We start from the raw sequence: 25,664 nt of genomic DNA, 5'->3' as shown, positions 1-25,664 counted from the left end.
ACCGCCGGGAAACCAGGCGGCAAACAGAGAACACCAACTTCGGCCTAAACGGCGGCAAGGACCCGGCTTACTCTCCGATCCAGCACCTCGTCGTCGTTATGCTGCTCGAGGACGACGACATTGAGCTTGATGCGGCGAAAGCCAGAGCGGATGGCGGCGTCGATGCCACGCAGGGTTTGGTCCAGGCTGCCGAGGCGCGTCAGGCGCCGAAAGTGCTCCGTCCGCAGGGACATCGAGGCTGATATTCGCGCGGGTGACGCCAGCAGCTCGCAGCGGCCAAGCGAAACGCTCGAGCAGCGCACCATTGGTTGTCAGGCTGAGGTCCTCGAGTCCGGGGAGCGCCCCCAGCTGCTGGAAGAGCCAGAGCACATTCCGCCGTGCAAGTGGCTCTCCGCCAGTGACGCGGAGCTTGGTCACGCCCATCTCGGTGAGGCACTTTCCGAGTCTGGCGACCTCTTCGAGCCTGAGCAGCCGGCTGCGCGGCAAGAACCTGGGTGCCTCGGACATGCAGTAGAGGCACCTGAAGTTGCAGCGATCCGTGACGGAGAGGCAGGCTTAGGTCACCGCCCTGCCGAATCTGTCCACGAGGGCTGAGCCGGCCGGCCCGGCGGCGGTGGAAGGGGGCATGATCCGGCTCCTCGAGTCTGGCGGACTCTGGGGCCGCTCGTTGTTATGATCCCTTACTTTGTCAGGTGTTTGGCGGTGCGGCAAGCCACTGCCATCGGCGGCTCCTCCCTGAAATGAGGCCGTCGCTCAGCCGGCACCCAAGCATGCGAGAGCTTCGAATGATAGATGACAAGATCAAGGCGGCGATGGCAGAGGCGACGCGCTTGACCCAGGCGGGGCGCTTCGCCGAGGCGACCGCCCTGATCCAGCGGGTGCTCGGCGCCAGGCCGCACGACGAGGACGCGCTGAGGAAGCCACCGGTGGCCGAGCCGGACATCATCGAAGGCGACTTCGAGCGCGTTGATGATGCCGAGGCCTCGGAGCTTGGCGGCGTGCGTCATGGAGCAGGCCCCCTGGGTCCGTCCGGTCCGCCGGGTGTGCGGCCAAGCCCGGGTATCTCGCGCGGCAGCTTCCGCGATGCCGCAGGCGCCCGGGATTATCGCCTCTACATGCCGCGGCAGCTCGCGGATCCCGCGGCGCTTCTCGTGATGCTGCATGGCTGTGGGCAGAATCCCGACACCTTTGCGGACTTGACGCGCATGGACGCGCTCGCTGAGCAATGGGGCTTCGCGGTCCTCTATCCGGCCCAGTCCCCGGTCGCCAACGCCTCGGGCTGCTGGTGCTGGTACGACCCCGACAATCAGGTCCGAGGGGCCGGCGAGCCGGGCATCCTTGCGGGGATGACGGGCCGGATTCGGGATGGCTGTCGTCTCGATGCGCGTCAGGTCTACGTGGCGGGGTTCTCGGCGGGTGGCACGATGGCCGCGACCTTGGCGGCGACTTACCCGGAGCTGTTTGCCGGTGTCGGCGTGCACTCCGGGCTGCCCTATGGTATCGCGGGCGACATGGTCTCGGCGCTGACCCTGATGGCGCAGGGACCGGGCGGAGGCGAGGTGTCCCCGCCGGACCAGCGTTTACCCCCGATCATCGTCTTTCACGGCGATGGGGATGCCACTGTGAGTCCAGCCAATTCAGAGGCCCTGATCCGGCAGTTCCTGCCGGGCGCCTCTGTCGGGCTCGACAGGGTGCGTCTGGACGGTCGGAGCGATCAAGGAGTCGGGTACTCCCGAATCCAGTACAAGCGTCTCGACGGAGCACTCCTGGCCGAGCATTGGCTGGCTCAAGGCCTCGGGCATGGCTGGCTCGGCGGTCGCGCATCGGCGCCCTTTGCCGAGCCGCGGGGGCCGGACGCCTCACGGGAGATGCTGGGCTTCTTTTGGTCGCTCTCGGGGCGCTCTGTCCCCGAGGGTGCAGTCTGAGCGGCGCGGTTTCTTTGCACAAACCCATGCAATAATAAGGGTTTTCTGATTGTTTACAACGAGGTCGTCGTCAATGAGCCAAGACATCAAGGTCGAGCGGTACGGGCTCGTCGCGCAGGCTTTTCACTGGCTGGTCGCCCTGTTGCTGCTCGGTCTCTTCGTCACCAACAGCATCCGTGAAATGGTCCCGGAGGAGTCGGAGCTCTATTGGGTGAAGCTCCATATGTCGCTTGGAATCCTGGTTTTCCTGGTGACGCTCGCGCGCATCGGCTGGCGTAAGCTCGTGCCGCCGCCAGCGCTCCTCGGCGCACCCAAGTGGAGCCAGCTCGCGGCGAACAGTGCCCACGTCCTGCTGAACCTCTCGACCCTATTGGTGCCCATCTTCGGCTACCTTCGCGTAGCGTCGAAGAACTATGCCGCGGATTTCTTCGGGATGCAGATTCCATCCATCACCGGCGAGATGCATGGTCTGCACGAGCTCATGGAGGACTTCTTCCACGGCGAGCCGATGGAGATCTTCCTTTATGTCTTGATCGGGCTGCACGTCATAGCGGCGCTCTGGCATCAATACGTCCTCAAGGACAATGGCCTGCGGCGCATGCTGCCCTGGTAGTCTCGGCGGGAGCCGTGTCGGCGATGCGCGCGGCTACCTCTCGGCGGGGGGGGCGGGCGATGCGCGTGTGGCATCGCCTCGGCCCCCGGATCCCCACGCTTCCGGCGTGGCCGACGCGATGATGCTTGGCTCAATGCGCCGCCGTGCGGCGATCTGAGCGCGCGCTCGCGTTAGCCATCCCTTCCTACTGGCTCCTCGGTCGCCTTCCCAGGATCCGGTCGGGATCCGGCGCGCCCATCAGGGCAGTACTTCGACTGGCGTTCCTAGGGGCGTGAGGCGCCAGATCTCCTCGATTGCGGAATTCGAGACGGCGATGCAGCCCAGCGTCCAGTCGCCTTCGAGTGGCTCCGCCTCCGCTCTGCCATTGGGCTGGCCGTGGATCATAATCATCCCGCCGGGCGCTTGGCGCCGGAAGACGGCGCGTCTGGAGTCGCCTGGGCTCGGGTAGGAGAGGTGCAGGGATTTGTGAAAACGGCTTTTCGGGTTTCGCCAGTCGATCGCATAGCGCCCTTCCGGGGTGCGTCCATCGCCCTCCCGTCGTTTGTGGCCACGCGGACTGAAGCCTAGCGCGATGGGGTAGGCGCGAACGGACTGATCACCGCGCATGAGATAGAGTCTGCGCGCGGCCTTCTTGACGACGATTCGGTCGACGGCGCTTGTGGCGCGGGGGGCGGGCGAGACTCGGCGCTCGGACGCAGAAGGTCCCGGTAGCCAAGACATGGCGCTCGCCTCGCGCTGTAGACAAAGATGGGGCAGGCAAAGCAGGGGGAGCCAAAGCAGGGCGATGCAGAGCGCTCGCTGGCAGCTCATCGCCTGCCGTGGCCCTGGGCTGCGAAGACAGGGGCCGATCGGCGCGATCTGGCCACGCGAGGGTAGCGTCCCGGTCCAGCTACCTCGGCAGCAAGCGGGCTCCGAGCGAGCCCGCCAGCAAGTGTCGCTACCGTCACCTGAGCTACCCTGGGTGGAGCGGATTGGTGGATGGGGCGAATGGGTGGGTGGAGCGAATGCGTGGGCCTGGAAGTCGGCAAACTGCGCCTTGGTTGTCGATAGCCGCGCCGCCTGAATCGTTCGGAGGCGTGGAATCCAAGTGCCGCGGCGTCCGTCTGGCGCAGGCTGCCGCGACTAGGACGACGAGCCGCGCCGATAGATGCGCAGTGTCTCGCCGGTCCTCAGCTGATTGTCCGCCAGGTGGTTCCAGCGCCGGATATCGGCCATTGAGACGCCGTAGCGTCGGGCGATCTTCGAGAGCGAGTCGCCCTTGCGCACGCGATGGCTGACGAGATCCGGGGCGCTGTGCCGGGATGGAATGCTCAGCGTCTGCCCGGGCAGAAGCGGCTCGCGCGCCGAGACACCGTTCCACTTCGCGAGTGTCTTCAAGTCCAGACCGTGGCGGAGCGCAATGGAGGCCAGTGTCTCGCCGTTCTTGACGATGTGGGTTTGACCATCGGCCAGCGCCTTGGTGGCCAGCGGCTGCTTGCGTTCTTTGACGCGAAGCGCGACGCGCGGTGCGGTGGATGCGCCGAGCGGGACGACGCGGATCTTGCGGGAGGCGGCGCTGATCTTCTGGCCGCGGCCGGCCGGAACCATCAGCTTAGAGACGTTGGGGCCGCCGCTAGCGCTCATGCGGATGCCGGGGTTGAGTCGACGCAGCTCGGAAAGGCTGACTCCGGTTGCCGTCGCGACCCGCACGAGATCCATCGGCTGACTGCTGCGGATCATCTCCATCTGCGGCCGATCTGGGATCGCGGGCAGACGCTGACCGTATTTGCGGGACTCTGCTACGAGCTTCGCGGTTGCCAGGATCTGCGGCACATAGCTCTCGGTCTCTCGCGGCAGGTCGAGCGACCAGAAGTCGGTCGGCTTGCCGCGTCGCCGGTTCGCCTCCCGGGCGGCTTCGACTCGGCCCGGCCCGCAGTTGTAGGCGGCCATGGCCAGCTCCCAGTCGCCATCGAAGCGTCGGCTCAGCATTTCCAGATAGTCGAGCGCGGCACGTGTCGAGGCGACGACGTCGCGGCGCTCGTCGTACCCGCTGTCGAGCCTCAGCCCCATCTCCCGCGCGGTGTAGGGCATGAATTGCCACATGCCTCCGGCCGCCTTCGGTGAGGTAGCGGCGGGGTTGTAGCGGCTTTCGACGTGCGGCAGCAGGGCGATCTCCATCGGCAAGCCGCGGCGCTCGATCTCCGCCACGATGATCGGCAGGTAGGGGGAGGCCCGCCGCGACACCTTCTCCAGGAAGCGCGGGTCGCGGCGGAACCGCTCGACCGTGTGGTCGATGCGCGAGTCGGCGCGCAGATCGAGCTGCATGCCCGCTTGCACGCGACGCCAGAGGTTGTCGCCCTGCCCAGACCCGGCGGTGCGCGACCGAGCGCCGACGACGATGTCCCCCGCGGGACGCACATAGCCGTATTCGCGCGCGGATACGGCGCCTGCGTAGCTGCCGTAGTAGCCGCTCTCATCGGTCGCGGAGAGCTCGGTCTTGCCGGCGCAGCCGGCGAGGAAGGGGAGGGCGAGTAGACTCAGCGCGTACGTCGGGCGCAGGAGAAGGCTGATTCCTAGCATTGGGGGCCCCGGTAAATGTTCCTAAGTCTCTGTATGAGCGAAACATTGTGAATTTTATTCGGCCATCATACGCAAAGGGCGCAGCCAATTCCAGGCTGCCCGCGTGGATATGCCCTGCCGCCTGTCAGGACATCGGCTGCGATCACGGTTACCATGTGCCCCCGGAAGAGGCACCCGCATGAATCTCGAGCCCGAACAGGCGTCCCCCCTCAGTCAGCTTGAAGGCTGGTTTCGCTCCCCCCTGGGCGAGGAGGTCGCGCGTCTCGAGAGCGAGGCCGTTCAGCGGCTGCTCGCCAACACCTTCGGCTACTATCTGGTCCAGGTCGGTGCCACCGATTCATTCAGCGAGGCCTTGGCCTCGAGTCGCATTCGTCATCGCATCCAGCTGCCGATCGAGCCGTCGAGCGTCCGCGAGCCCGCCAGCATCGTGGGGCTTCCAGATCAGCTCCCCCTGGCTTCCGACAGCATCGACGCGGCGCTACTGCCTCACACCCTGGATTTCGCGAACGATCCCAGGATGGTGCTCGGCGAGGTCGAGCGTGTCCTCATCCCGGAGGGCCGCGTCATCGTGATCGGCTTCAATGCCTTGAGCGCCTGGGGCCTGCGTCGAGCGGTTTGGCGCTCGAAGCAGCGCATGCCCTGGTGCGGCCGCTTCTTTCTCGCGCCTCGCGTGGAGGGCTGGCTAGGCGAGCTCGGCTTCGATATCGAGGTCCGCGAAGCCCTGGTCTTCTGTCCGCCTATCGACAGTCTGCGCGGACGGCGCTGCGCGCGCATGGAGCGGCTCGGCAAGCGCCTGTGGCCCATGCTCGGCGCCGTCTATGTCATTCGGGCGGTGAAGCGGGTGGTGACGCTGACTCCGATCAAGCCGGCGCGTGCGAAGCCCAGTGCGCTGCTCGCCGGCGGGGCCGTACGACCGACGACACGAGGAACCGGGCATGCCTGATTGCGTTCACGCCTTCACCGATGGTGCCTGTAAGGGCAATCCGGGCCCAGGCGGCTGGGGCGTGCTCCTGCGCTGGAGCGAGACCGAAAAGGAGCTCTGCGGCGGCGAGCCCGAGACGACCAACAATCGCATGGAGCTTATGGCGGTGATCGCCGCGCTCGAGTCGCTGACGCGGCCGTGCTGCGTTGAGATCACTACGGACTCGCAATACGTCAAGCGCGGCGTCGGTGAATGGATGCCCCGCTGGAAGCGCAATGGCTGGCGCACCGCGGACCGCAAGCCGGTGAAGAACCGCGATCTCTGGGAGCGGCTCGATGCCGCGCTCGCCGGGCACGAGGTGCGCTGGCATTGGGTGAAGGGGCATGCGGGCCATGCCGAGAACGAGCGGGCCGACACGCTGGCCAACCTGGGTATTCCGAAGCGGGGGAGTCGTTAGATGCGTCAGCTCGTGCTGGATACGGAGACGACAGGGCTCGAGCCCCAAGAAGGTCACCGGATCATCGAGATCGGCTGTGTCGAGATGGTCGATCGCCGGTTGACCAAGAGCAGCTTCCACCAGTACCTCCAGCCCGATCGCGAGATCGACGCCGGCGCCGAGGAGGTCCATGGCATCAGCAATGCCTTTCTCGCCGACAAGCCTCGCTTCGCCGACATCGCGGAGCGTTTCATCCGCTATATCGACGGCGCCGAGCTCATCATCCACAACGCCCCCTTCGATGTCGGCTTCCTGGATCACGAGCTGAGGCTGTGGCGCGCCGATGCGCCCTGTATCTCTGACCTCTGTGAGGTGACCGACACGCTCGGGATGGCGCGGCGGATGCATCCGGGGCAGCGCAATGGCCTGGATGCGCTCTGCAAGCGCTACTCGGTCGACAACTCGCATCGTGAGCTGCACGGCGCCCTGCTCGACGCCGAGATCCTCGCGGACGTCTACCTGGCGATGACCGGCGGTCAGATCGCACTGCATCTGGGCGGCGATCCGCTGGAGGAGACGGGCGCAGGCGCTAAGCCGGTGCGTCGCGGAAGCATCGATCCGGACCGGCCGCGGCTGCGCGTCGTGAAGGCGAGTGCGGAGGAAGGAGAGATGCATGCCGCGCGGCTCGCCGCGATCGACGCCGCGAGCGCGGAGGGCTGTCTCTGGCTGCGGGAGGAGAGCGCCTAGGCGGGAGGCGGCGCTACCGCCTCGATCAAGCGCAGGGCGGCGCGCGCGCCGCTCTGCATGGCTGCTCGCCTAGCCGGGCTGCTGCTGTTTGTCGCGGCCCTGCCCGACACCCTTTACGAGGGCCTCCAGCGCGGGTAGGTCGACAAGCTGGATGTGCTTGCGATCCACCTGCATCAAGCCGTCCTCCTGGAAGCGGGTGAAGAGCCGGCTGACGGTCTCCACGGCCAGCCCCAGATAGTTCCCGATCTCGTGCCGTGACATGCTGAGGTAGAAGTCGGAGGGTGAGAGTCCGCGCTTGTGCAGGCGCTGGGAGAGGCTCAGGAGGAAGGCCGCGAGTCGCTCCTCGGCGTTTTTCTTGCCGAGCAGTAAGAGCATATCCGTATCCTGCCCGATCTCCTTGCTGAGCAAGCGATACATCTGATGCTGTAAGCTCGGAATGTTCGCCGTCAGCTCTTCCAGCCGGGCGAAGGGAATCTCGCAGATCGCGGAGGTCTCGAGTACACGCGCGGAGCATGCGTGTACATCCTTGTCGATGGCGTCGAGCCCGATGATCTCACCGGGGAGATGGAATCCGAGCACCTGCTCGCCGCCTTCCTGACTGGGTGCGAAGGTCTTCACCGAGCCCGTCTTGACCACGTACAAGGAGCGAAACTTGTCGCCTTCGCGGAATAGGGAATCCCCGCGGTGCAAGGGGCGAGCCCGCTTCACGATGTCGTCGAGCCGTTCGACGTCCTCTTGGGCGAGACCCATCGGGAGACAAAGCGACGAAAGGGTGCAGTTCTTACATGCGACCCTAATACTTTCTAGGGAGATCACTGTTCGCTGGCTCAAGTCACCGTCCTCGGTTGCATCGACGGTTTCACGAAGGGTCCACTGCTTGATCTGGGTCAAGTTTTCTTATTTTGTAACCTGATCCATGTCAGATTACAAGTGCGCGGGATTCAGGGCGTTGTGCATACCCGGTCTCTCGGGCGGAAGCTCGCGTGTCCCTCCGAAGGTATCCGAGCGAGGCTCCATGCATGGGTCTCGGATTGAGCGGACGGGGCGGTTTTGGTAACTTTGTGGGCGCACTCGGGCCACCACCCTCGACCCTCCCCCTGGTTCCTATGACAAAGTTTATTTTCATCACCGGCGGTGTCGTCTCATCGCTGGGAAAAGGTATTGCCTCGGCCTCGCTCGGGGCCCTGCTCGAAGCCCGCGGGCTTCGGGTCACCATGATCAAGCTCGACCCCTACATCAACGTGGACCCGGGCACCATGAGCCCCTTCCAGCACGGCGAAGTCTACGTGACCGACGACGGCGCGGAGACCGATCTGGACCTCGGCCACTACGAGCGCTTTTTGCGTACCCGCATGGGGCGCAACAACAACTTCACGACCGGACAGATCTACGAAAGCGTCATCCGTAAGGAGCGCCGCGGCGACTATCTGGGCCGCACCGTGCAGGTCATTCCGCACATCACCGACGAGATCAAGCAGAGCATCCGCCTCGGCGCCGAGGGGGCCGACATCGCCATGGTCGAGATCGGCGGCACCGTGGGCGACATCGAGTCGCTGCCCTTCCTGGAGGCGATTCGCCAGATGCGCGTCGAGGAAGGCCGCGAGAACGCGCTCTTCATGCACCTGACCCTGGTGCCCTTCATCCGCACCGCGGGAGAGATCAAGACCAAGCCGACACAGCACTCGGTCAAGGAGCTGCGCTCCATCGGTATCCAGCCCGACATCCTGCTGTGCCGTGCCGAGCATAACCTTCCGGAGGACGAGCGGCGCAAGATCGCGCTCTTCACCAATGTCCCGGAGGATGCCGTCATCTCTGCGGTCGATGCCGACAACATCTACCGCATCCCGCGTCTGCTCCATGCGCAGAAGCTCGACGAGCTGGTCGTGCGCCAGTTCGGGCTCGATGTGCCTGAGGCCGATCTCAGCGAGTGGGATCGGGTGCTCGAGGGCTTCGACCACCCCTCTCAATCCGTACGCATCGGGATGGTCGGCAAGTACATGGACCTCACCGAGGCGTATAAATCGTTGTCCGAGGCGCTTGCCCACGCCGGCGTGCATACTGGCACCAAGGTGGAGATCCAGTACCTGGACTCGGAAGAGATCGAAAAGACCGGGACCGACTGCCTGGAAGGCCTGGACGCCATCCTAGTCCCCGGCGGGTTCGGCGAGCGCGGCATCGAGGGCAAGATTGCCGCGGTGCGCTATGCGCGCGAGCATCGCATCCCCTACCTCGGCATTTGTCTCGGCATGCAGGTCGCCGTCATCGAGTACGCGCGCCATGTCGCTGGTCTCGAGGGTGCTCACAGCACCGAGCTGGACCGCCAATCGCCGCATCCAGTCATTGCCCTCATCACCGAGTGGCGCGACGAGCACGGTAGGGTGGAGACGCGTAGCGAGGCCGACGACTTGGGCGGCTCCATGCGCCTCGGCGGCCAGAACTGCAGGCTCGAGCCGGGCAGCCTGGCGCGCCAGGTTTACGGCCAGGCCCAGGTGCGCGAGCGCCATCGCCATCGCTACGAGTTCAACAATGGCTACCTGAATCCGCTCAAGGACGCCGGGATGCGCTTTTCCGGCTGGTCGCTCGACAGCCGCCTGGTCGAGATCATCGAGATCCCCGACCATCCCTGGTTCATCGCGTGTCAGTTTCACCCGGAGTTCACCTCGACGCCGCGTGACGGCCACCCGCTCTTCACCGGCTTCGTCCGTGCTGCTCGCGCACAGCAGGCGCGGGCCGGGGACAAGGCCGCATGATGCGGCTCGGATCCTTCGAGGTCGGGCTCGATCGCCCGCTGTTTCTGATCGCCGGTCCCTGCGTGATCGAAAGCGAGGGACTGGCGCAGGAGACCGCCGGGGCCCTCAAGGAGATGACGGACGCCCTCGGCGTTCCCTTTATCTACAAGTCGTCCTTCGACAAGGCGAACCGCTCCTCCGGCGGGAGTTTCCGTGGCCCAGGGCTGGAAGCTGGGCTCAAGATTCTGGAGTCCGTCAAAGAGCGGGTCGGTGCTCCAGTCCTCACCGACGTGCACGAGGATACCCCGCTCGCCGAGGTTGCCGCAGTCGTCGATGTGCTTCAGACCCCCGCGTTTCTCTGTCGGCAGACCAATTTCATTCGGGCCGTGGCCAGTCAGGGCAAGCCCGTGAACCTGAAGAAGGGGCAGTTCCTCGCGCCTTGGGATATGCGCAACGTCGTGGACAAGGCGCGCGCGACCGGAAATCAGCAGATCATGGTGTGCGAGCGCGGCGCCTCTTTCGGGTATAACAACCTGGTCTCGGATATGCGCGCCTTGGCGGTAATGCGCGAGACCGGCTGCCCGGTGGTCTTCGATGCCACCCATTCGGTGCAACTGCCGGGCGGACAGGGGGACAAGTCTGGTGGCCAGCGGGAATTCGTCCCCGTGCTGGCGCGTGCCGCGGTCGCGGCTGGTGTGGCGGGGATCTTCATGGAGACGCATCCGCGCCCGGACGAGGCGCTGAGCGACGGTCCGAACGCCTGGCCGCTCGATCGCATGCGCGATCTGCTCGCGACCTTGATCGAGCTGGACCATATGGTGAAAACGGCCGGTCTCGCGGAGCTGCACTAGAGTGGCCCGACCCACCTAAACTTCCTTTCGTCTTTTTTCTCTTTCTCTTCTAAGGAGAGCCAGAACATGTCCGAGATCGTCGACGTCCGCGCTCGCGAGGTGCTGGACTCGCGTGGCAATCCCACGGTCGAGGCCGATGTCATTACCGCCGATGGTGCCATTGGGCGCGCCATCGTCCCTTCGGGTGCCTCCACTGGCTCGCGCGAGGCCCTGGAGCTGCGCGACGGTGACAAGTCCCGCTATGGCGGCAAGGGGGTCCTGACGGCCGTATCCAACATCCAAGGCGAGCTGCGTACCGCCGTGCTCGGCATGGATGTCACGGACCAGCAGGCGCTCGACAAGCGCATGATCGAGCTGGACGGCACCGACAATAAAGGCCGCCTCGGCGCCAATGCCCTGCTGGGGGTGTCGCTGGCCGCGGCGCACGCGGCCGCGCAGGAGAAGGCGCTGCCGCTCTTCATGTCGCTCTCCGGCGGTCCCTACAAGCTGCCTGTCCCTATGATGAACATTATCAACGGCGGCGAGCACGCGGACAACAGCGTGGACTTCCAGGAGTTCATGATCATGCCGGTCGGCGCGCCCAGCGTGCGTGAGGCCGTGCGCTACGGCGCCGAGGTCTTCCATGCGCTCAAGGCCGTGCTCAAGGGGCGCGGCCTGGCCACGGCTGTGGGCGACGAGGGTGGCTTCGCGCCAGACCTGCCCTCCAACGAGGCCGCGATCGAGGCCATCTTGGAGGCCATCGACAAGGCCGGCTTCAAGCTCGGCGCCGACATCTACTTGGGGATGGACGTGGCCGCGTCCGAGTTCTACGAGGACGGCAAGTACGTCCTCAAGGGCGAGGGGCGCACGCTCGACTCCGACGGCATGATCGACCTGCTGGATCAGTGGGTATCGAAGTATCCCATCCTGTCCATCGAGGACGGCCTCGCCGAGGGCGACTGGGACGGCTGGAAGCGCCTCACGGATCGCCTGGGCGGCAAGGTCCAGATCGTCGGCGACGACCTCTTCGTGACCAACACCCGCATCCTTCAGGAAGGCATCGACAAGGGCGTCGCCAATTCCATCCTCATCAAGGTCAACCAGATCGGCACCCTGACCGAGACCATGGAGGCCATCGAGATGGCGCATGGCGCGGGCTATACCGCCGTCGTCTCGCATCGCTCCGGCGAGACCGAGGACACGACCATCGCCGATTTGGCGGTGGGCGCCTGCACCGGGCAGATCAAGACCGGGTCGCTGTCGCGCTCCGACCGCGTGGCCAAGTACAACCAGCTGATGCGCATCGAGGATCAGCTGGCCGACGAGGCCGTCTATGCCGGTCCGGATGCCTTCAAGTGGCTCTGACCCCGGTCCAACCTGCCCTGGGCGAGGGATGCCCAGGGCTCTGAGTCGATAGGGCTGCCGAGATGCGCTGGCTGATCGCCGCTTTGGTCGTTCTCCTGGTCGCGCTGCAATACCGGCTGTGGGTTGGCGAGGGGAGTCTTGCCGATCTCCACAGCCTCAAACAGGAGATCGCCTTGCAAGAGGCCGAGATCGAGCGCTTGCAGGCCAGAAACCAGAAGCTTCAGGCCGAGGTCGAGGACCTGGACGCCGGTCTGGAGGCCATCGAAGAGCGTGCGCGGAGTGAGCTTGGAATGATCAAGCCGGGTGAGATCTTCATACAGGTGATCGAGCCGCCCAAGCCGGAGGGCAAGCCGTGAGGGTTGAGGTGAAACTCTGGGCCGTGCTGCCGGCGGCCGGGGTCGGAAAACGCATGGGGAGCAAGATCCCCAAGCAGTATCTCGAGCTTTCCGGACGGACCGTCATCGAGCATACGCTCAAGCTTTTCGTCGACCACGATCGGATCAGTGGCGTCGTCGTCGCCCTTGGCCCTGAGGACGGCTACTGGGGCTCGACCTCCTATGCCGCCCACCCCAAGGTGCTGCGCGCGGCCGGGGGCGCGGAGCGCTGCCACTCGGTGCTCAACGCGCTATTGGCGCTGGAGGGGCGCGCCGAGGATGCGGATTGGGTGCTGGTTCACGATGCCGCCCGGCCTTGCCTGCGGCTCGAGGACCTGGAGCGCCTGATCGACAGCCTGCTCGATGACGCCGTGGGCGGGCTGCTCGGGGTTCCGGTGAGAGACACCATGAAGCGCGCCAATGGCGGCGAGCGCATCGACGCGACCGTCGATCGCTCGGCCCTCTGGCATGCCTATACACCCCAGATGTTCCGGCTCGGCCTGCTCCGCCATGCGCTGCAGGATGCCCTGGCCGCAAGCGACTTGGTGACGGATGACGCCTCGGCTATCGAGCGCTTGGGCCAAGCCCCGCGCCTCATCGAGGGTCACGCGGACAACATCAAGATTACGCGGGCGGAAGACCTTCCGCTCGCCCATTTCCACCTGCGCCAGCAGGGTCGTATCGACTGACAGCGTCGTCGCTCCAGGTCCCGCTCGGCCAGGGTCTCTGCGCCGCTGGCGGCCCTGAGCTGGCGGCTGGAGGCTGCAAACCATGTTGATCGGACAGGGCTTCGACGCCCATCGTTTCGCCCCGGATCGTCCCCTGGTGATCGGCGGTGTGGAAATTCCCCACGACCAGGGGCTGCTCGCCCACTCGGACGGCGACGTCCTCATTCACGCCCTCTGCGATGCCCTGCTCGGGGCGGCTGGGCTTGGCGACATCGGCCGCCATTTTCCCGACACGGATGACGCCTATGCCGGCATCGACAGCCGCATCCTCCTGCGCCGGGTCATGGAGAGCCTGAGCGAGCGCGGCCTGGCCCTGCATAATGCCGACATGACCATCATCGCCCAGCGCCCCAAGCTGGCGGCTCACATCCCAGGCATGCGCGATGTCTTGGCTGGCGACATGGGCTGCGATCCGACGCGCGTCAACGTCAAGGCGACCACCATGGAGCAGATGGGCTTCACCGGGCGCGGCGAGGGGATCGCGGCCTCGGCCTCCGTTCTGCTGACCGAGCACGGGGCTTGAGCGCCGACGCGCCGATGCGCATGCCCGAATGTCAGATCCCCGGCTGGACCAGCGTCCGCGCCCTGCCACGCGCGCACGGTGAACCGCTGGGGCAAGGGCGCATCCGCGCCGCGCCGGCAGATTTTGAGGTCGAGGAGATTCTAGGCTTCGAGCCGGACGGGGAGGGTGATCACCTCCTGCTTTGGGTCCGCAAGACGGGCGCGAATACGGAATGGGTGGCCCGAAAGCTGGCCGGTCTGCTGCGCGTCCCGAGCTCCGCCGTCGGCTATGCCGGCCTCAAAGACCGACACGCCATCACCCTGCAATGGTTCTCCGTCCCTCGACCGAGGAATGGCTGCCCCGGCTGGGCGAGTCTGGCTCCCCTCGGCATCGAGGTCCTGAGCGAGCGACCGCACCGACGCAAGCTCAAACGCGGCGCGCTCGTCGGCAATCGCTTTCGTCTCTTGATTCGAGATTTCTTCCCGCCTCAGGATGCCTTGGAGGCGCGGCTTGGCCGTATCAGCGACCAGGGTGCTCCGGACTATTTCGGCGAGCAGCGTTTCGGTCACGAAGACGGTAATCTCCGCGGTGCCCACGCCTTGCTGACCGGTCAGGCCAGCCGTGTCTCTCGCCATGAGCGCGGCCTCTGGCTGTCCGCCGCGCGCTCCCAAATCTTCAACGAGGTGCTGGCCGAGCGGGTGCGGCGGGGGAATTGGGCTCAGCCCCAGCCGGGCGATTGCCTTCAGCTCGACGGCAGCCATTCCTATTTTCTCGCCGACGACATCGATGACACCTTGACCGCGCGTGCCGCGGCCATGGACCTGCATCCGACCGGTCCACTCTGGGGCGAGGGAGAGCCGCCGACTGGCGGTGCGGTGCGCGCGCTCGAATGCGCCGTGGCGGCACCGTTCGGCCCTTGGCTCAGCGGACTGGCAGGTTACGGGATGCGTCAAGAGCGCCGCTCGCTGCGTTTGCGGGTCCGCGATCTCGTCGCGACTCGGTCGTCCGAAGGCCTGCGGCTCGAGCTGACGCTTCCCGCGGGCACCTACGCCACGACCGTCTTACGTGAGATCCTGGACTGGGGCTGAGCCTCGCCCGGATCGCAAGAATGGAAATGAGCTCGAGAAGTCCTCTCCACCGGCCAGCTAGCATTCCGATTCGGTGCACTCCAGACTAGAGCAAGCGATGCGTCCGGTATCGCGCTCTGCCAAGCGATGACGCGGGAAGAGGGCGACATGAGACCTGTGATGAGGCTGCATACCCAAGATCGCGCCGCGGCCACTCGCGACAGGAGTGCGGGCCATGGCTAAGCTGCTCGTGGTGGACGACGAGCCGATCAACCTGGACATCATCGCGCACTGTCTGGGCGACGAGTATCAGTTGAGCTTCGCCCAGGATGGCCTCGAGGCCTGGCAGATGCTCAAGGAGGAGCCGGCGGTCTACGACGGCGTCATTCTAGATCGCATGATGCCGCGCATGGACGGCATGGCCGTGCTACGCCGCCTCAAGGCAGACAGCCGTTTTGCCGATGTCCCGGTCATCATGCAGAGCGCCGCGGACAGCTCCGAGCAGGTCGCCGAGGGACTGGCGGCGGGCGCCTGGTACTACCTTGCCAAGCCTTACTCGCCGAAGGCGCTGCGCAGTATCGTCGCCGCGGCGCTGGACGACCGGCGCACGCGCATCGACCTCGCTCGCGTAGGGACCGAGCTCAAGGCGCTCATGCGCATGACCTACCAAGCGACCTTCAGGTTTCGCTTGCTCGACGAGATCGCCGCGCTGGCATCCGTGCTGGCGCAGCTGTGCCCGAATCCGGAGTCGGTCTCGATGGGGCTCTCGGAGCTCATGCTGAACGCGGTCGAGCACGGCAATCTCGGCATCAGCTATACCGAGAAGGGCCGCTTGATCGAAGACGGCGTCTGGCAGGAGGAGATCGAGCGACGGCTCGCCGATCCCGATCGGGCGGACCGCTATGCGACGGTCGAGCTGGAGCGCGGCGCCCATCAGCTCAGTTTCACCATCTCCGATCAGGGACCGGGGTTCGAGTGGCAGAAGTACCTCGACTTGGACCCGGCACGCGCCTTCGACAGCCATGGCCGTGGCATCGCCATGGCACGCCACCTCGCCTTCGGCTCTCTGGAATATCAAGGGAGCGGGAATCGGGTGAAGGCCGTCATCGACCTGGAAGACGCGCAGGAGACTTGAGCGCGGCGTCCCCACGCCAGCGCCTCCCTGTCAGGTCGGTCATGGCCCTGGCGTGAGCCGGGCTCAGCGCACCCAGTCGATCAAGTGCATCAGGGGATTGTCCCCGTTCTCTGGGCCGATGACGCGTCCGCGCACGCTTTCTCCAGCGTCGACAACGCTTTGCGGGTCGCCGGTGATCAGGGGGTGCCAGTCGGGCAGCGGTTGGCCTTCGCTCAAGAGCCGATAGGCGCAGGTTTCCGGCAGCCACTTCGGGCTCTCCAGAACCTGCGGGACCAGGGTGACGCAGTCCGGCATGAGGCGGGCGCGATTGGCGTAGTCGGTGCAGCGGCAGCTGTCGAGCCCCAGGAGCTGACAGGCCACCCGCGAATAGACGATGCGCCCAGTGTCCTCGTCCTCGAACTTCTCCAGGCAGCACTTCCCGCAGCCGTCGCAGAGGGATTCCCATTCGTCTGCCGTCATCTGATCGAGCGGAGTGGTTTCCCAAAAGGGCTGCGTCATTCGTCTGCGCTCTCTGTCTTGGGGCTGGCTCTTTGCATTGGGGCCCGCGGCTGCGCCTGAGGTACCCTCGCCAAAGGCGAAATTGTGAAGGAATGACGAGCGGCTTGCACGGGCGGCTAGCACAGAGCTGGTGTGGTCTTTCGCTGCGGTCGAGCCCACCTCCTTGACAGGCTCCAAGCGGCGCGGCGCGCCTCGCCGAGTTGTGCACAAGTCAGGGGATGCCCTGTCTGGGTGGGGAGCTTGGCAGGCTGCGTTGGGCTCTTCTCTGGGTGATTCTTTAAGGTTATGATTCAAAAGAATTATTGATCTTTTCTGGTGGTTTCGTGCGCAAGCATCGAGTTTTGCTGAAGCCTTGCTGCGAAAGGGCTGCGCGTCTTCATGCACAGACTTATCCACAGGTTCGGGTGGCGGGCTCGCCACTGGCCGACGGCTATAATGGCGCTGCCCGTCTGTGCTCGAAGACGTGGAAATCGCGGTGACCTCGGGCTCGAGTCGTGGCCGTCGTTTGGAGTTTGCAAGGCATCGAGGAGCGCGCATTGGACGATCAGGCCGTCATCGAGGCCTTCGCCGACGTCATCTGGATGGAGCGCGGGCTGAGTCAGAGCACGCTCGCCGCCTATCAATCCGACCTGCGGGCTTTCGCGCGCTGGCTGAGCAAGGAGCGCGCGCGGGATCTGATCGGCGCACGGCGGCTAGACTTGCTCGATTATCTGGAGCTGCTTTCCATGCAGGGACGCAAGCCCCGTTCGAGCGCGCGTGCGCTGTCCTGTCTGCGGCAGTTCTACCAGTATCTACTGCGCCGGGGCATGATCGAAGAAGATCCGAGTGCCCGGGTCGACGCCCCCAAGATTGGCCGTCAGCTGCCGAAGACGCTGACGGAGTCGGAGGTCGAGGCGCTCTTGGGTGCTCCGGATACGCAAGATCCGCGCGGCCATCGCGACCGCACCATGCTCGAGGTGCTCTATGCGAGCGGGCTGCGCGTCAGTGAGCTGGTGGGGCTGACGCCCAGCCAGGTGAGTCTGACGCAAGGCGTGGTGCGCATCACCGGCAAGGGCGGCAAGGAGCGGCTCGTTCCGCTGGGCGAAGAGGCCTGCGCCTGGCTCAGGGAGTATGTTCGCGGGCCGCGCGCCGATGTTCTCGGGGGGCGTGTCAGCGATTATCTCTTTCCGACTAGCCGCAGCGATTGCATGACCCGTCAGACCTTCTGGCTGCTCATCAAGCGCTACGCGCTTCAGGCCGGCGTGGTCAAGCCGCTGTCACCGCACACCCTGCGGCATGCCTTTGCGACCCACCTGCTGAACCATGGGGCGGATTTGCGAGTCGTGCAGATGCTTCTGGGCCACAGTGATCTTTCGACGACCCAGATCTATACCCATGTGGCGCGAGAGCGACTCAAGCAGCTCCACGCCCACCATCACCCTCGCGGCTGAGCCGCTCGGCCATCGGAAGGCGAAATCTCCTCGGCGAGCGGCTATAGTGGAGGGCTTTTCAAGAGGAGCCAAGAGATTCAGGTATGCCTTCTTTCGACGTCGTCTCTGAAATCGACCTGCAAGAGGTCCGGAATGCTGTCGACCAGGCCAATCGCGAGATCGGTACGCGCTTCGACTTCAAGGGTGTCAACGCCAGTTTCGAGCTTACGGAAGAGCAGGTGGCGCTGACAGGCGAGCAAGAATTCCACCTGCAGCAGCTGATGGATATCCTGCGGCAAAAGCTGGTCAAACGTAAGGTCGATCTCGCCTGTCTGGATCCGCAAGAGCCCAGCTCCTCGTTGAATGCCGCGCGCCAAGAGGTCAAGCTCAAGCAGGGCATCGACTCCGACACTGCCAAGCGCATGATCAAGACCATCAAGGGCAGCAAGATCAAGGTCCAGGCACAGATCCAGGGCGACCAGCTCCGCGTGACGGGGAAAAAGCGTGATGACCTTCAAGGGGTCATGGCGCTCCTGCGTGACGAGGACTGGGGCTTGCCGTTACAGTTCACCAACTTCAGAGACTAGAGAACGCCTTCATGAAGAAGATTCGCGACTTCGTCCTCGCTGCCGCCGCCTTGAGCCTGGCTTCGAGCCTCGCCAACGCCTCCCCGGAAGACAGCATCCGCAAGGCCTTGGAGCAGGTCGTGCCCGGCATCGAGATCACCAGCATCCAGCCCGCGCCGATCGACGGCCTCTATGAAGTGATGGCCGGCACCGATCTCATGTACGTGACTGGGGATGGTCGCTACTTCATGAGCGGCCACATCGTCGACCTCAAGAATCGCAAGGACCTGACCGAGCCGCGCCTTGCCGCGGCCCGCGCGAAGCTGCTCGACAAGATCGGCGAGGACGAGATGGTCGTGTTCGGCTCCGGCCAGCCGAAGCACACGGTCACCGTCTTCACGGATATCGAGTGCGGCTACTGCCGCAAGCTGCATAGCCAGATCGCGGACTATGAGAAGGAAGGCATTCGCGTGCAGTATCTCTTCTTCCCGCGCGCCGGCAAGGGCAGCCCGGCCTACGAGGAGGCGGTCTCTGTTTGGTGCGCCGGTGACGATGAGGCTCGCCGTACGGCGCTGACCAAGGCGAAGTCCGGCAAGAAGATCGAGGCCAAGACCTGTGACAATCCGGTGGACGAGCACATGGCCCTCGGGACCGATCTGGGTCTGCGTGGCACGCCGGCCATCTTGACCGACAGCGGAGAGCTGATCCCCGGCTACGTCGATCCCAAACGCCTTGCCGCGCGTCTCAACGGCGATGTTGGCAGCTGAGAACGCCTGTCGAGGATGATGAAACCCCATGGATCCGCAGCCGGTTAGTGCCTACGCACTCGAGCTTGCTTGGCGAACCGACAAGGGGCGGATCCGTCAGCGTAACGAGGACTCGGTTGCCGTCGATCAAGACCGAGGTCTGCTGATCGTCGCCGATGGTGTCGGCGGCGCGACTGCGGGCCATGTCGCCAGCCGTCTCGTCGTCGATACCATCCTGGAGCGCTTTCGTCGCCGCAAGACCGCGCGTCTCGACGGCGACAAGGCGCGGCTGTACCTGGAAGCCGCGGTCGAGGAGGCCAACATCGCGATCTGGCGGCATGCCAAGGAGCATCCGCAATACTCGGGGATGGGCAGCACCGTGGTCGTCGGGGCGGTGGGCTGGGAGTGGCTGGCCGTCGCGCATGTGGGCGATTCGCGCGTCTACCGTCTGCGTGGCGAGCGCTTCGAGCAGCTGACCCACGACCATTCCTTCATCCAGGAAGTCGTCGATCAGGGCTTCTTCAGCTCGCGCGAGGATGCCAAGCGCTACGGCATCGGCGAGAACATCTTGACCCGGGCGCTGGGCTCGACGCCGAGCGTCGGTGTGGCATCGAGCCTCTTCCAGATCGAGCCCGGCGACCTCTTCCTCCTCTGTACCGATGGTCTCACTGGCATGGTTCCGGAGGATTGGCTGCGGCAGATCCTCATCGCCGTGCAGTCCAATTCCTTGGACTCGGCGGCCGACGCCCTGATTCGTCTCGCCAACGAGCGTGGCGGCGTCGACAACGTCACCCTGGCCATGGCGCGAATCGGCGAGCGCGTCGCCGACTAGGCTGGCGCCAGCTGGTAGCCGGCTACTTATCCAGCATCTTCTTCAGGCGGTAGACGAGGTCGAGTGCCTTTCTCGGGCTGAGGTCGTCCGGATTCTGCTTCCTGAGCGCATCCAGGATCGGGTGATGCGCCTCGGGCGGCGCCTCCGGTGCCTCGGACTCCAAGGGGAAGAGCGAGAGCTGCACCGCCTCGCGCTCGGCGTGACGCCGCGCCGCTTCCTCCAGCTCGCCAAGACGCTCTCTGGCACGCTCGATGACCTTTGCGGGAACCCCGGCCAGGGCCGCCACGGCGAGCCCATAGCTCTGGTTGGCGGGGCCGTCGCGCAGCGCGTGCATGAAGATGATGGAGCTGCCGTGCTCGACCGCGTCCAGGTGGACGTTGGCGATGCCCGGATACTCCTTCGGCAGTGTCGTCAGCTCGAAGTAGTGGGTCGCGAACAGGCTGTAGGCGCGGATGCGGGTGGCCAGCTCGACGCCGCAGGCCCAGGCGAGCGAGAGGCCGTCGAAGGTGCTGGTGCCCCGTCCGACCTCGTCCATGAGCACCAGGCTGTGCTCGGTGGCGTTGTTGAGGATGTTGGCCGTCTCTTCCATCTCGACCATGAAGGTGGAGCGGCCGCCGGCCAGGTCGTCGGAGGCGCCGATGCGCGAGAAGATGCGGTCGACCGGGCCGATGGTCGCGGCACGCGCCGGTACGAAGCTGCCCGCGTAGGCCAGGAGCACGATGAGTGCGTTCTGGCGCATGTAGGTCGACTTGCCGCCCATGTTCGGGCCGGTAATGACCAGCATGCGTCGGTTTTCGCTCATCTGCAGGCTGTTGGCCACGAAGGGGATGTCGATGACGCGCTCGACGACGGGATGGCGGCCATCCTCGATCTCGATGCGCGTCTCTGTCGTGAGCCCGGGACGGACCCAATCGAGCGCCGCGGCGCGCTCGGCCAGGTTGACGAGCACATCCAGAGTGGCGACCCCAGAGGCGGCGAGCTGCAATGGCCCCAGGGATTCGGCGAGCCGATCGAGCACCTGGTCGTAGAGTGCCTTCTCCCGGGCCAGTGCGCGCTCGCGGCTGCTCAGCACCTGGTCCTCGAACTTCTTCAGCTCCGGGGTGATGTAGCGCTCGACGCCCTTGAGGGTCTGGCGGCGCACATACTCGGTCGGCACCTGATCGGACTGGGCGCGACCGATCTCGATGTAATAGCCGTGGACCCGGTTGTAGCCGACCTTGAGGCCCGTGATGCCTGTGCGCTCGCGCTCGCGGGACTCCAGCTCCAGCAGAAAGCCGTCGGCATTGGTGGAGAGATCGCGGAGCTCATCCAGCTCGGCGTCGAAGCCCCGGGCGATGACGCCGCCATCGCGGATCAGCATCGGCGGCTGCTCGATGATGGCGCGCGACAGCAGGTCGACAGCGGCCGGATGCTCCCCGATCTCTGCGAGCACCTCGGCGAGCAGTGGGTCGTCGATGTCTGCGAGCTGCTGATGAAGCATCGGCAGCACGCCCAAGGAGTCGCGCAGCACGGCCAGGTCGCGCGGGCGCGCCGAGCGCAGGGCGACGCGGGCGAGGATCCGCTCGAGATCGCCGATGCCTGCGAGGGTTTCCTGCGATTCCGCCAGGATACCCGCCGCGATCAGTGCCTCGATCAGCTCATGGCGCGCACGCACGGCGGCCTGATCGCGCATTGGTCTGTTGAGCCAGCGGCGCAGCAGGCGGCTGCCCATGGCGGTCGCCGTGCGATCCAGCACGCCGGCCAGCGTATGCTCGTGGCGGCCGCTCAAGCCCTCTGTGATCTCTAGGTTGCGCCGGGTCGCGGCATCGAGAATGAGGGCGTGGTCGCGCTGCTCTGTGGTCAGCCCTCGGATGTGGGGGAGGGCGGCAAGCTGGGTGTCGCGGACATATTGCAGCAGGCAGCCGGCCGCGCCGACCGCAAGGCGCAGGGCGTTGCAGCCGAAGCCGCCGAGGTCGCGGGTGCCTAGCTGCTGGCAGAGCCGCTGCTCGCCGCTGTCGGGATCGAAATGCCAGGCGGGGCGGTGGCTGACGCCCTGCTCGATGCGCAGCGCGGTGTCCAGGCGGCTGTCCTCGTCGAGCAGGACCTCGGCCGGCTTGAGTCGCTCCAGCTCGCTCGCCAGTGCCTCATGGGAGGCGACCTCGAGCACCGAGAAGCGTCCGCTGGACAGCTCCAGGGCGGCGATGCCAAACCCCTCCTTGCCTTCGGCGATGGCGATCAGCAGATTCTCGCGCCGCTCCTCGAGCAGCGCGTCGTCGGTCAGGGTGCCGGGCGTGACGATGCGGGTGACCTTGCGCTCCACCGGTCCCTTGCTGCTCGCCGGATCCCCGACCTGCTCGCAGATCACCACGGAGACACCCTTGCGGACCAGCTTCGCCAGATAGCCCTCTGCCGCGTGGTAGGGCACGCCCGCCATGGGGATGGGCCGGCCGGCCGACTGTCCGCGCTTGGTCAGGGTGATGTCCAGGAGCCTGGCGGCGCGCTCCGCGTCCTCGAAGAAGAGCTCGTAGAAATCGCCCATCCGATAGAACAGCAGCTTGTCCGGGTAATCTGCCTTGATGCGCAAGTACTGCTGCATCATGGGCGTATGCTGTGAGAGGTCGATGGACATGCTGGCTTGGCTCGTTGTTGCGGGGATGGATCGGGGGTCGCTAGTCTAGTGTCCTCGGCCGCGATTGTGCAGGCGGAAGCCGCGTGGACGTCGCTGTTTGGGGGATTGGGCCCCTGTCTCAGGCCCATGGAGTCGATCGGAGATCCGCGATGAAGACGTCAAGCCTGGTTGTTCAGATCCTTGCGATGCTGCTGATGGCGCTCGCTCGGCCCGGCATGGCCCGGGACTTGAGCAAGGACCAGCCCGGTGCTCGGGACATTGCCGGTGTACCCCGCTTCGGCGGCTCGGTCATCATCGGCTACCGCGCCAGTCAGTTCGATGAGGCCGAGATTCCGGCCGGTCCCTGGGACAAGGCGAAGGGCGCATGGCAAGAGGCGATCGAGGTCGAGGGACGCCGGACCCGGATCATCTATATCGCACCCCCGGATGCAAGCTCGCTGGAGGTCATCCGCAACTACGAGCAGGCGCTCGCGGGCAGTGGCTATGAAACCATCTATCAGTGCTCGGGCTACCCTGAGTGCGGGGAGAAGGTCGAGCAGTTCTATATCGACGACTCCAAGGGCAAGAAGCTGACGGACAGCCACCTGCTCAAGTACGTCTTCTCCGATACCTCGGTCGAGGAGCCGCGCATCTACACCGCGCGGCGCGGCAGTTCCGATGGCGACTCCCACGTCTTCGTCTTCGCGGCCTTCCAGGACAATTTCGCCGATTCGCAGGCCGGCGACCGGGTCGCCGTCTTCGTCGAGGAGGTGCTGGCCAAGCCCATGCAGGACCGCATGGTCCTGATCGACGCCGAGAAGATGGCCAAGGGGCTCGGCGAGGAGGGGCGGATCGCCCTTTACGGCATCCACTTCGACTTCGACAAGGCGAGCATTCGCGAGGAGTCGCGGTCCCAGCTCGAGGAGATGGCGCGCATGCTCAACGAGCAGCCGGAGCTGGAGGTCTACGTCGTCGGGCATACCGACAACAAGGGGACGCTGGACTACAACATGGACCTTTCGCGCCGACGCGCGGAGGCGGTCGTGCAGGCCCTGATCCAGAGCTACGGCATCCTCGGCGCGCGCCTCATGCCCATGGGCGTCGCCAGCCTCTCACCGCTCGCGACGAACACGACCGAAGAGGGGCGTGCCCTCAATCGTCGCGTCGAGCTGGTGGTGAAGTAGCACCAGGAAGCCAGTCAGCCGCCGATGCTTGGGCGGAATGGGCCGGCAAGCGGCTACAATGGCGCCATGAAACGTGACGACCTCAAACTCCCCAAGACGTACAAGACCTTCCTCATGCTGGCGCTGGTCTTTGGCCCCTTCTTCTGGCTGGCCTTCACCGAGGACGGGCAGCGGCGCACGGACCTCGCGCTCATGTTCGTCTTCGGCAAGCCCGAATTCAACGCCGCGCTGGATGCCTTCGGCAGCGACCTGACCGAGTCCGAGCTGCGAGAGACCTTCCCCAAGCTGGAGCTGCAGTGCGCGGACGGCCCCAACCCCTTCGGCGATCGTATCTGCGGCGCCGAGATCGGCGCCTTCAATCAGATGCCCGCCTCCGCCGTGACGCTTTTCTTCGATCGCGACGAAGTGCGTGCCGCCAAGGTGGAATACCGCCGCGCCTATCACGAGATGATGCAGGATTGGGTCAAGCAGCGCGCTGCCACTAGGGAGCCGAGCCCGCTGGCCGCCAGCTTCGCGGACCAGACCGAGGGCGTCATGGTCACAGCTGTCCAGGACGGCGTGCTCGTGCTTCGCGAGGGAGCGCTCGGCGAAGATGAAGAGCCGGCGCTGATGTGGCTGTCTCAGGCGGCCATCAATACACGCCGCTAAGTCTGGGGAGGAGTTGGGGCTGGAGCGGATGAGTGCCTCCCCATTCCGGCAAGCGCAAAGTGCGTCGATGTGCCGCGAAGAAGAGCGCTCGAGCTGCAGTCTGAGCAGCGCCTGAGAGCGGGAATCCTATCTCGATCTGCGTCCTCCCTGCCTCGACGGCTCATCTGTGCAACTGCCTCAGGAGCTGTCCATGTCTTGTTTCCCGATCCGGGTCTCTGGTGACGCAGCTCTAGCTGTGTAACCCCGCGAGACGAAGCTCCGCTTCGCGAGTCTGAGGGTCAAGCTGTTGTCGCTCAGGTTATTCCGCGAATTTTTCTCAGAATAATTCCCGCTAGAACTGCCAGTTTCCGCCACCGCTGTTGTCGAGGCTTGTGAGTCACGACGATGCCGGTCTTGGGCCTTCGCTGTCGTAGCAGCCGGCCAGGAGCTGCCGCCCAACCGAGTCGGTTCAGCGGCAGGTCAGACGCCCATAGCCGCCGCTTGACTCGCGCGATGCGAGCGGTTTCAAGCTACAGTGGACACGATCTGCTACGTGCATCCCGGCGGAGCGTCTTCGGATGAGCACGGACTGCAGCCTCAAACCGCATCATTCGAGGGACGTCGTCCCGGCCCTGGTCAACATGGCCGCCGACTCGGGGTGAACGATTCGGTCAATAGTGATAACGGCACTGCGCGACAATGAGGTCGCCGTCGGCCAAGGCATAGACGAGTCTGTGCTCGTCGTCGATTCGTCGTGACCAGAAGCCGGAGAGCTCGTGCTTCAGGGGCTCCGGTTTGCCGAGGCCAGAAAAGGGAGCCCGCTCGATGTCTCGAATCAGGGCATTGATCTGCTTCAGGATCTGCCGATCGTGCTGCTGCCAATAGAGGTAGTCGGCCCAGGCGCGATCGCGGAAGCAGATCATTTGTCGATCAGCTCATGTCGCGATAGGCCGCGACGCTCCGCCACCTCGACGACCGCCTCGCGGAGATCGGCGGCGTTGGCCGGAGAGCGCAGCAGATAGGCCGTCTCCTCCCAGGCAGCGAAGTCCTCCTGCGAGATGAGCACCGCGTTCTTGCCGTTTGCCCGGGTGATGACGATGGGCTCATGATCATCGACCACGCGATCCATGGCTTCGGCGAGACGTTTGCGGATCTCGGTTTAGCTCATTGCGTTCATTCGTGTAGCGCCTTGGTCGCTTGCTGTTACCTGATTATTAACAAGGCTCAGCCAGAACCAGGAGCCGATGCGGCATGGGTGGCGTATGCACCGCGGCCGAGCCCAG

At 65.3% G+C, this 25,664-nt stretch carries 27 protein-coding genes and 1 pseudogene; 20 read left to right on the top strand and 8 right to left on the bottom strand.

Translation table 11 applies throughout. The features are described from left to right. Nucleotides 1-242 (top strand): hypothetical protein (locus G3446_RS28215; protein WP_245232634.1); only part of this gene is annotated, 242 nt, incomplete at its 5' end. Nucleotides 243-279: 37 nt separating this feature from the next. On the opposite strand, the pseudogene G3446_RS28210 reads toward G3446_RS28215, so the two are convergent. After that, nucleotides 280-507 (bottom strand): annotated as a pseudogene (locus tag G3446_RS28210) (GTP 3',8-cyclase MoaA); the annotation flags it as partial. A 278-nt stretch (nt 508-785) separates the two neighbouring features. On the opposite strand from G3446_RS28210, the gene G3446_RS20630 reads away from it, so the two are divergent. Beyond that, entirely contained in the window at nt 786-1,925 is a 1,140-nt protein-coding gene (locus G3446_RS20630) for an extracellular catalytic domain type 1 short-chain-length polyhydroxyalkanoate depolymerase (protein ID WP_209262538.1), read from the top strand. Nucleotides 1,926-1,998: 73 nt separating this feature from the next. Next, complete coding sequence (locus G3446_RS20625; RefSeq protein ID WP_164454823.1) at nt 1,999-2,538, top strand: cytochrome b; 540 nt, start codon at nt 1,999-2,001, stop codon at nt 2,536-2,538. A gap of 237 nt (nt 2,539-2,775) precedes the next feature. On the opposite strand, the gene G3446_RS20620 is transcribed toward G3446_RS20625, so the two are convergent. Together G3446_RS20620 and G3446_RS20615 are read right to left on the bottom strand one after the other, a co-directional pair. Continuing rightward, on the bottom strand, nt 2,776-3,258 hold the full coding sequence (locus G3446_RS20620; protein ID WP_245232631.1) for a L,D-transpeptidase family protein: 483 nt from the start codon (nt 3,256-3,258) through the stop codon (nt 2,776-2,778). A 402-nt stretch (nt 3,259-3,660) separates the two neighbouring features. Next, on the bottom strand, nt 3,661-5,097 hold the full coding sequence (locus tag G3446_RS20615; RefSeq protein ID WP_164454819.1) for a LysM peptidoglycan-binding domain-containing protein: 1,437 nt from the start codon (nt 5,095-5,097) through the stop codon (nt 3,661-3,663). Between the two features lie 178 nt (nt 5,098-5,275). Between G3446_RS20615 and G3446_RS20610 the strand changes: the two genes are divergently transcribed. Genes G3446_RS20610 through dnaQ form a run of 3 tightly spaced genes read left to right on the top strand, consistent with a single transcriptional unit; the run spans nt 5,276 to nt 7,202 of the window. After that, nucleotides 5,276-6,040 carry a class I SAM-dependent methyltransferase gene (locus G3446_RS20610; RefSeq protein ID WP_164454817.1) on the top strand — a complete coding sequence of 255 codons (765 nt, stop codon included), beginning with the start codon at nt 5,276-5,278 and terminating at the stop codon, nt 6,038-6,040. Then, entirely contained in the window at nt 6,033-6,476 is a 444-nt protein-coding gene (gene rnhA, locus G3446_RS20605) for a ribonuclease HI (RefSeq protein ID WP_164454815.1), read from the top strand. The genes G3446_RS20610 and rnhA overlap by 8 nt, the downstream gene beginning before the upstream one ends. After that, nucleotides 6,477-7,202, top strand: a complete 726-nt coding sequence (dnaQ, locus tag G3446_RS20600) for a DNA polymerase III subunit epsilon (protein ID WP_164454813.1) — start codon at nt 6,477-6,479, stop codon at nt 7,200-7,202. 69 nt (nt 7,203-7,271) lie between these two features. Here the strand turns inward: dnaQ and fnr are convergent, their stop codons facing one another. Further along, complete coding sequence (gene fnr, locus G3446_RS20595; protein WP_164454811.1) at nt 7,272-8,033, bottom strand: fumarate/nitrate reduction transcriptional regulator Fnr; 762 nt, start codon at nt 8,031-8,033, stop codon at nt 7,272-7,274. A gap of 275 nt (nt 8,034-8,308) precedes the next feature. Between fnr and G3446_RS20590 the strand changes: the two genes are divergently transcribed. From G3446_RS20590 to G3446_RS20555, 8 genes are all read left to right on the top strand, one after another. Continuing rightward, nucleotides 8,309-9,952, top strand: coding sequence for a CTP synthase (locus G3446_RS20590; RefSeq protein WP_209262537.1), 1,644 nt, complete (start codon nt 8,309-8,311; stop codon nt 9,950-9,952). Continuing rightward, entirely contained in the window at nt 9,949-10,782 is an 834-nt protein-coding gene (gene kdsA / locus G3446_RS20585; RefSeq protein ID WP_164454809.1) for a 3-deoxy-8-phosphooctulonate synthase, read from the top strand. The genes G3446_RS20590 and kdsA overlap by 4 nt, the downstream gene beginning before the upstream one ends. 66 nt (nt 10,783-10,848) lie before the next feature. Then, complete coding sequence (gene eno, locus G3446_RS20580; protein ID WP_164454807.1) at nt 10,849-12,126, top strand: phosphopyruvate hydratase; 1,278 nt, start codon at nt 10,849-10,851, stop codon at nt 12,124-12,126. Nucleotides 12,127-12,188: 62 nt separating this feature from the next. After that, the gene (gene ftsB / locus G3446_RS20575) at nt 12,189-12,482 is read left to right on the top strand and encodes a cell division protein FtsB (RefSeq protein WP_164454805.1); all 294 of its coding nucleotides are present in this window, start codon (nt 12,189-12,191) and stop codon (nt 12,480-12,482) included. Nucleotides 12,483-12,490: 8 nt separating this feature from the next. After that, on the top strand, nt 12,491-13,189 hold the full coding sequence (gene ispD, locus G3446_RS20570) for a 2-C-methyl-D-erythritol 4-phosphate cytidylyltransferase (protein ID WP_342450168.1): 699 nt from the start codon (nt 12,491-12,493) through the stop codon (nt 13,187-13,189). An 82-nt stretch (nt 13,190-13,271) separates the two neighbouring features. Then, on the top strand, nt 13,272-13,751 hold the full coding sequence (gene ispF, locus G3446_RS20565; RefSeq protein ID WP_164454801.1) for a 2-C-methyl-D-erythritol 2,4-cyclodiphosphate synthase: 480 nt from the start codon (nt 13,272-13,274) through the stop codon (nt 13,749-13,751). Then, complete coding sequence (truD, locus tag G3446_RS20560; RefSeq protein WP_342450167.1) at nt 13,748-14,818, top strand: tRNA pseudouridine(13) synthase TruD; 1,071 nt, start codon at nt 13,748-13,750, stop codon at nt 14,816-14,818. Before ispF ends, truD begins: the two co-directional genes overlap by 4 nt. Before the next feature lie 214 nt (nt 14,819-15,032). Beyond that, nucleotides 15,033-15,932, top strand: coding sequence for an ATP-binding response regulator (locus G3446_RS20555; RefSeq protein ID WP_164454800.1), 900 nt, complete (start codon nt 15,033-15,035; stop codon nt 15,930-15,932). 63 nt (nt 15,933-15,995) lie between these two features. Here the strand turns inward: G3446_RS20555 and G3446_RS20550 are convergent, their stop codons facing one another. Continuing rightward, nucleotides 15,996-16,430 carry a YcgN family cysteine cluster protein gene (locus tag G3446_RS20550; protein WP_164454797.1) on the bottom strand — a complete coding sequence of 145 codons (435 nt, stop codon included), beginning with the start codon at nt 16,428-16,430 and terminating at the stop codon, nt 15,996-15,998. 536 nt (nt 16,431-16,966) lie between these two features. On the opposite strand from G3446_RS20550, the gene xerD reads away from it, so the two are divergent. From xerD to G3446_RS20530, 4 genes are all read left to right on the top strand, one after another. After that, the gene (gene xerD, locus G3446_RS20545) at nt 16,967-17,860 is read left to right on the top strand and encodes a site-specific tyrosine recombinase XerD (protein WP_164454795.1); all 894 of its coding nucleotides are present in this window, start codon (nt 16,967-16,969) and stop codon (nt 17,858-17,860) included. A gap of 83 nt (nt 17,861-17,943) precedes the next feature. Then, nucleotides 17,944-18,426 (top strand): YajQ family cyclic di-GMP-binding protein, encoded by a 483-nt coding sequence (locus tag G3446_RS20540; protein ID WP_164454793.1) that lies wholly within the window; start codon nt 17,944-17,946, stop codon nt 18,424-18,426. Between the two features lie 11 nt (nt 18,427-18,437). Beyond that, nucleotides 18,438-19,172: a DsbC family protein gene (locus G3446_RS20535; protein WP_164454791.1), complete on the top strand. Its 735-nt coding sequence runs from the start codon at nt 18,438-18,440 to the stop codon at nt 19,170-19,172. A gap of 28 nt (nt 19,173-19,200) precedes the next feature. Further along, the gene (locus G3446_RS20530) at nt 19,201-19,983 is read left to right on the top strand and encodes a PP2C family protein-serine/threonine phosphatase (protein WP_164454789.1); all 783 of its coding nucleotides are present in this window, start codon (nt 19,201-19,203) and stop codon (nt 19,981-19,983) included. 22 nt (nt 19,984-20,005) lie between these two features. On the opposite strand, the gene mutS is transcribed toward G3446_RS20530, so the two are convergent. After that, the gene (gene mutS, locus G3446_RS20525) at nt 20,006-22,591 is read right to left on the bottom strand and encodes a DNA mismatch repair protein MutS (RefSeq protein WP_164454788.1); all 2,586 of its coding nucleotides are present in this window, start codon (nt 22,589-22,591) and stop codon (nt 20,006-20,008) included. A 149-nt stretch (nt 22,592-22,740) separates the two neighbouring features. Here mutS and G3446_RS20520 point away from each other — a divergent pair, with 149 nt between their 5' ends. Continuing rightward, the gene (locus G3446_RS20520) at nt 22,741-23,754 is read left to right on the top strand and encodes an OmpA family protein (RefSeq protein ID WP_164454786.1); all 1,014 of its coding nucleotides are present in this window, start codon (nt 22,741-22,743) and stop codon (nt 23,752-23,754) included. A 66-nt stretch (nt 23,755-23,820) separates the two neighbouring features. Then, entirely contained in the window at nt 23,821-24,402 is a 582-nt protein-coding gene (locus G3446_RS20515) for a hypothetical protein (protein ID WP_164454783.1), read from the top strand. A gap of 650 nt (nt 24,403-25,052) precedes the next feature. Here the strand turns inward: G3446_RS20515 and G3446_RS20510 are convergent. Together G3446_RS20510 and G3446_RS20505 are read right to left on the bottom strand one after the other, a co-directional pair. Continuing rightward, nucleotides 25,053-25,304, bottom strand: a complete 252-nt coding sequence (locus tag G3446_RS20510) for a Txe/YoeB family addiction module toxin (protein ID WP_164454782.1) — start codon at nt 25,302-25,304, stop codon at nt 25,053-25,055. After that, nucleotides 25,301-25,534, bottom strand: a complete 234-nt coding sequence (locus G3446_RS20505; RefSeq protein WP_342450169.1) for a type II toxin-antitoxin system Phd/YefM family antitoxin — start codon at nt 25,532-25,534, stop codon at nt 25,301-25,303. Before G3446_RS20505 ends, G3446_RS20510 begins: the two co-directional genes overlap by 4 nt. Nucleotides 25,535-25,664 lie beyond the last annotated feature (130 nt).

The sequence above is a fragment of the Thiorhodococcus minor genome (assembly GCF_010820565.1).
In the GTDB taxonomy this organism is placed as follows: Bacteria; Pseudomonadota; Gammaproteobacteria; order Chromatiales; family Chromatiaceae; genus Thiorhodococcus; species Thiorhodococcus minor.
The sequence above is the reverse complement of the archived record's forward strand: the minus strand, read 5'-3'. Positions and strand labels throughout refer to the sequence as shown.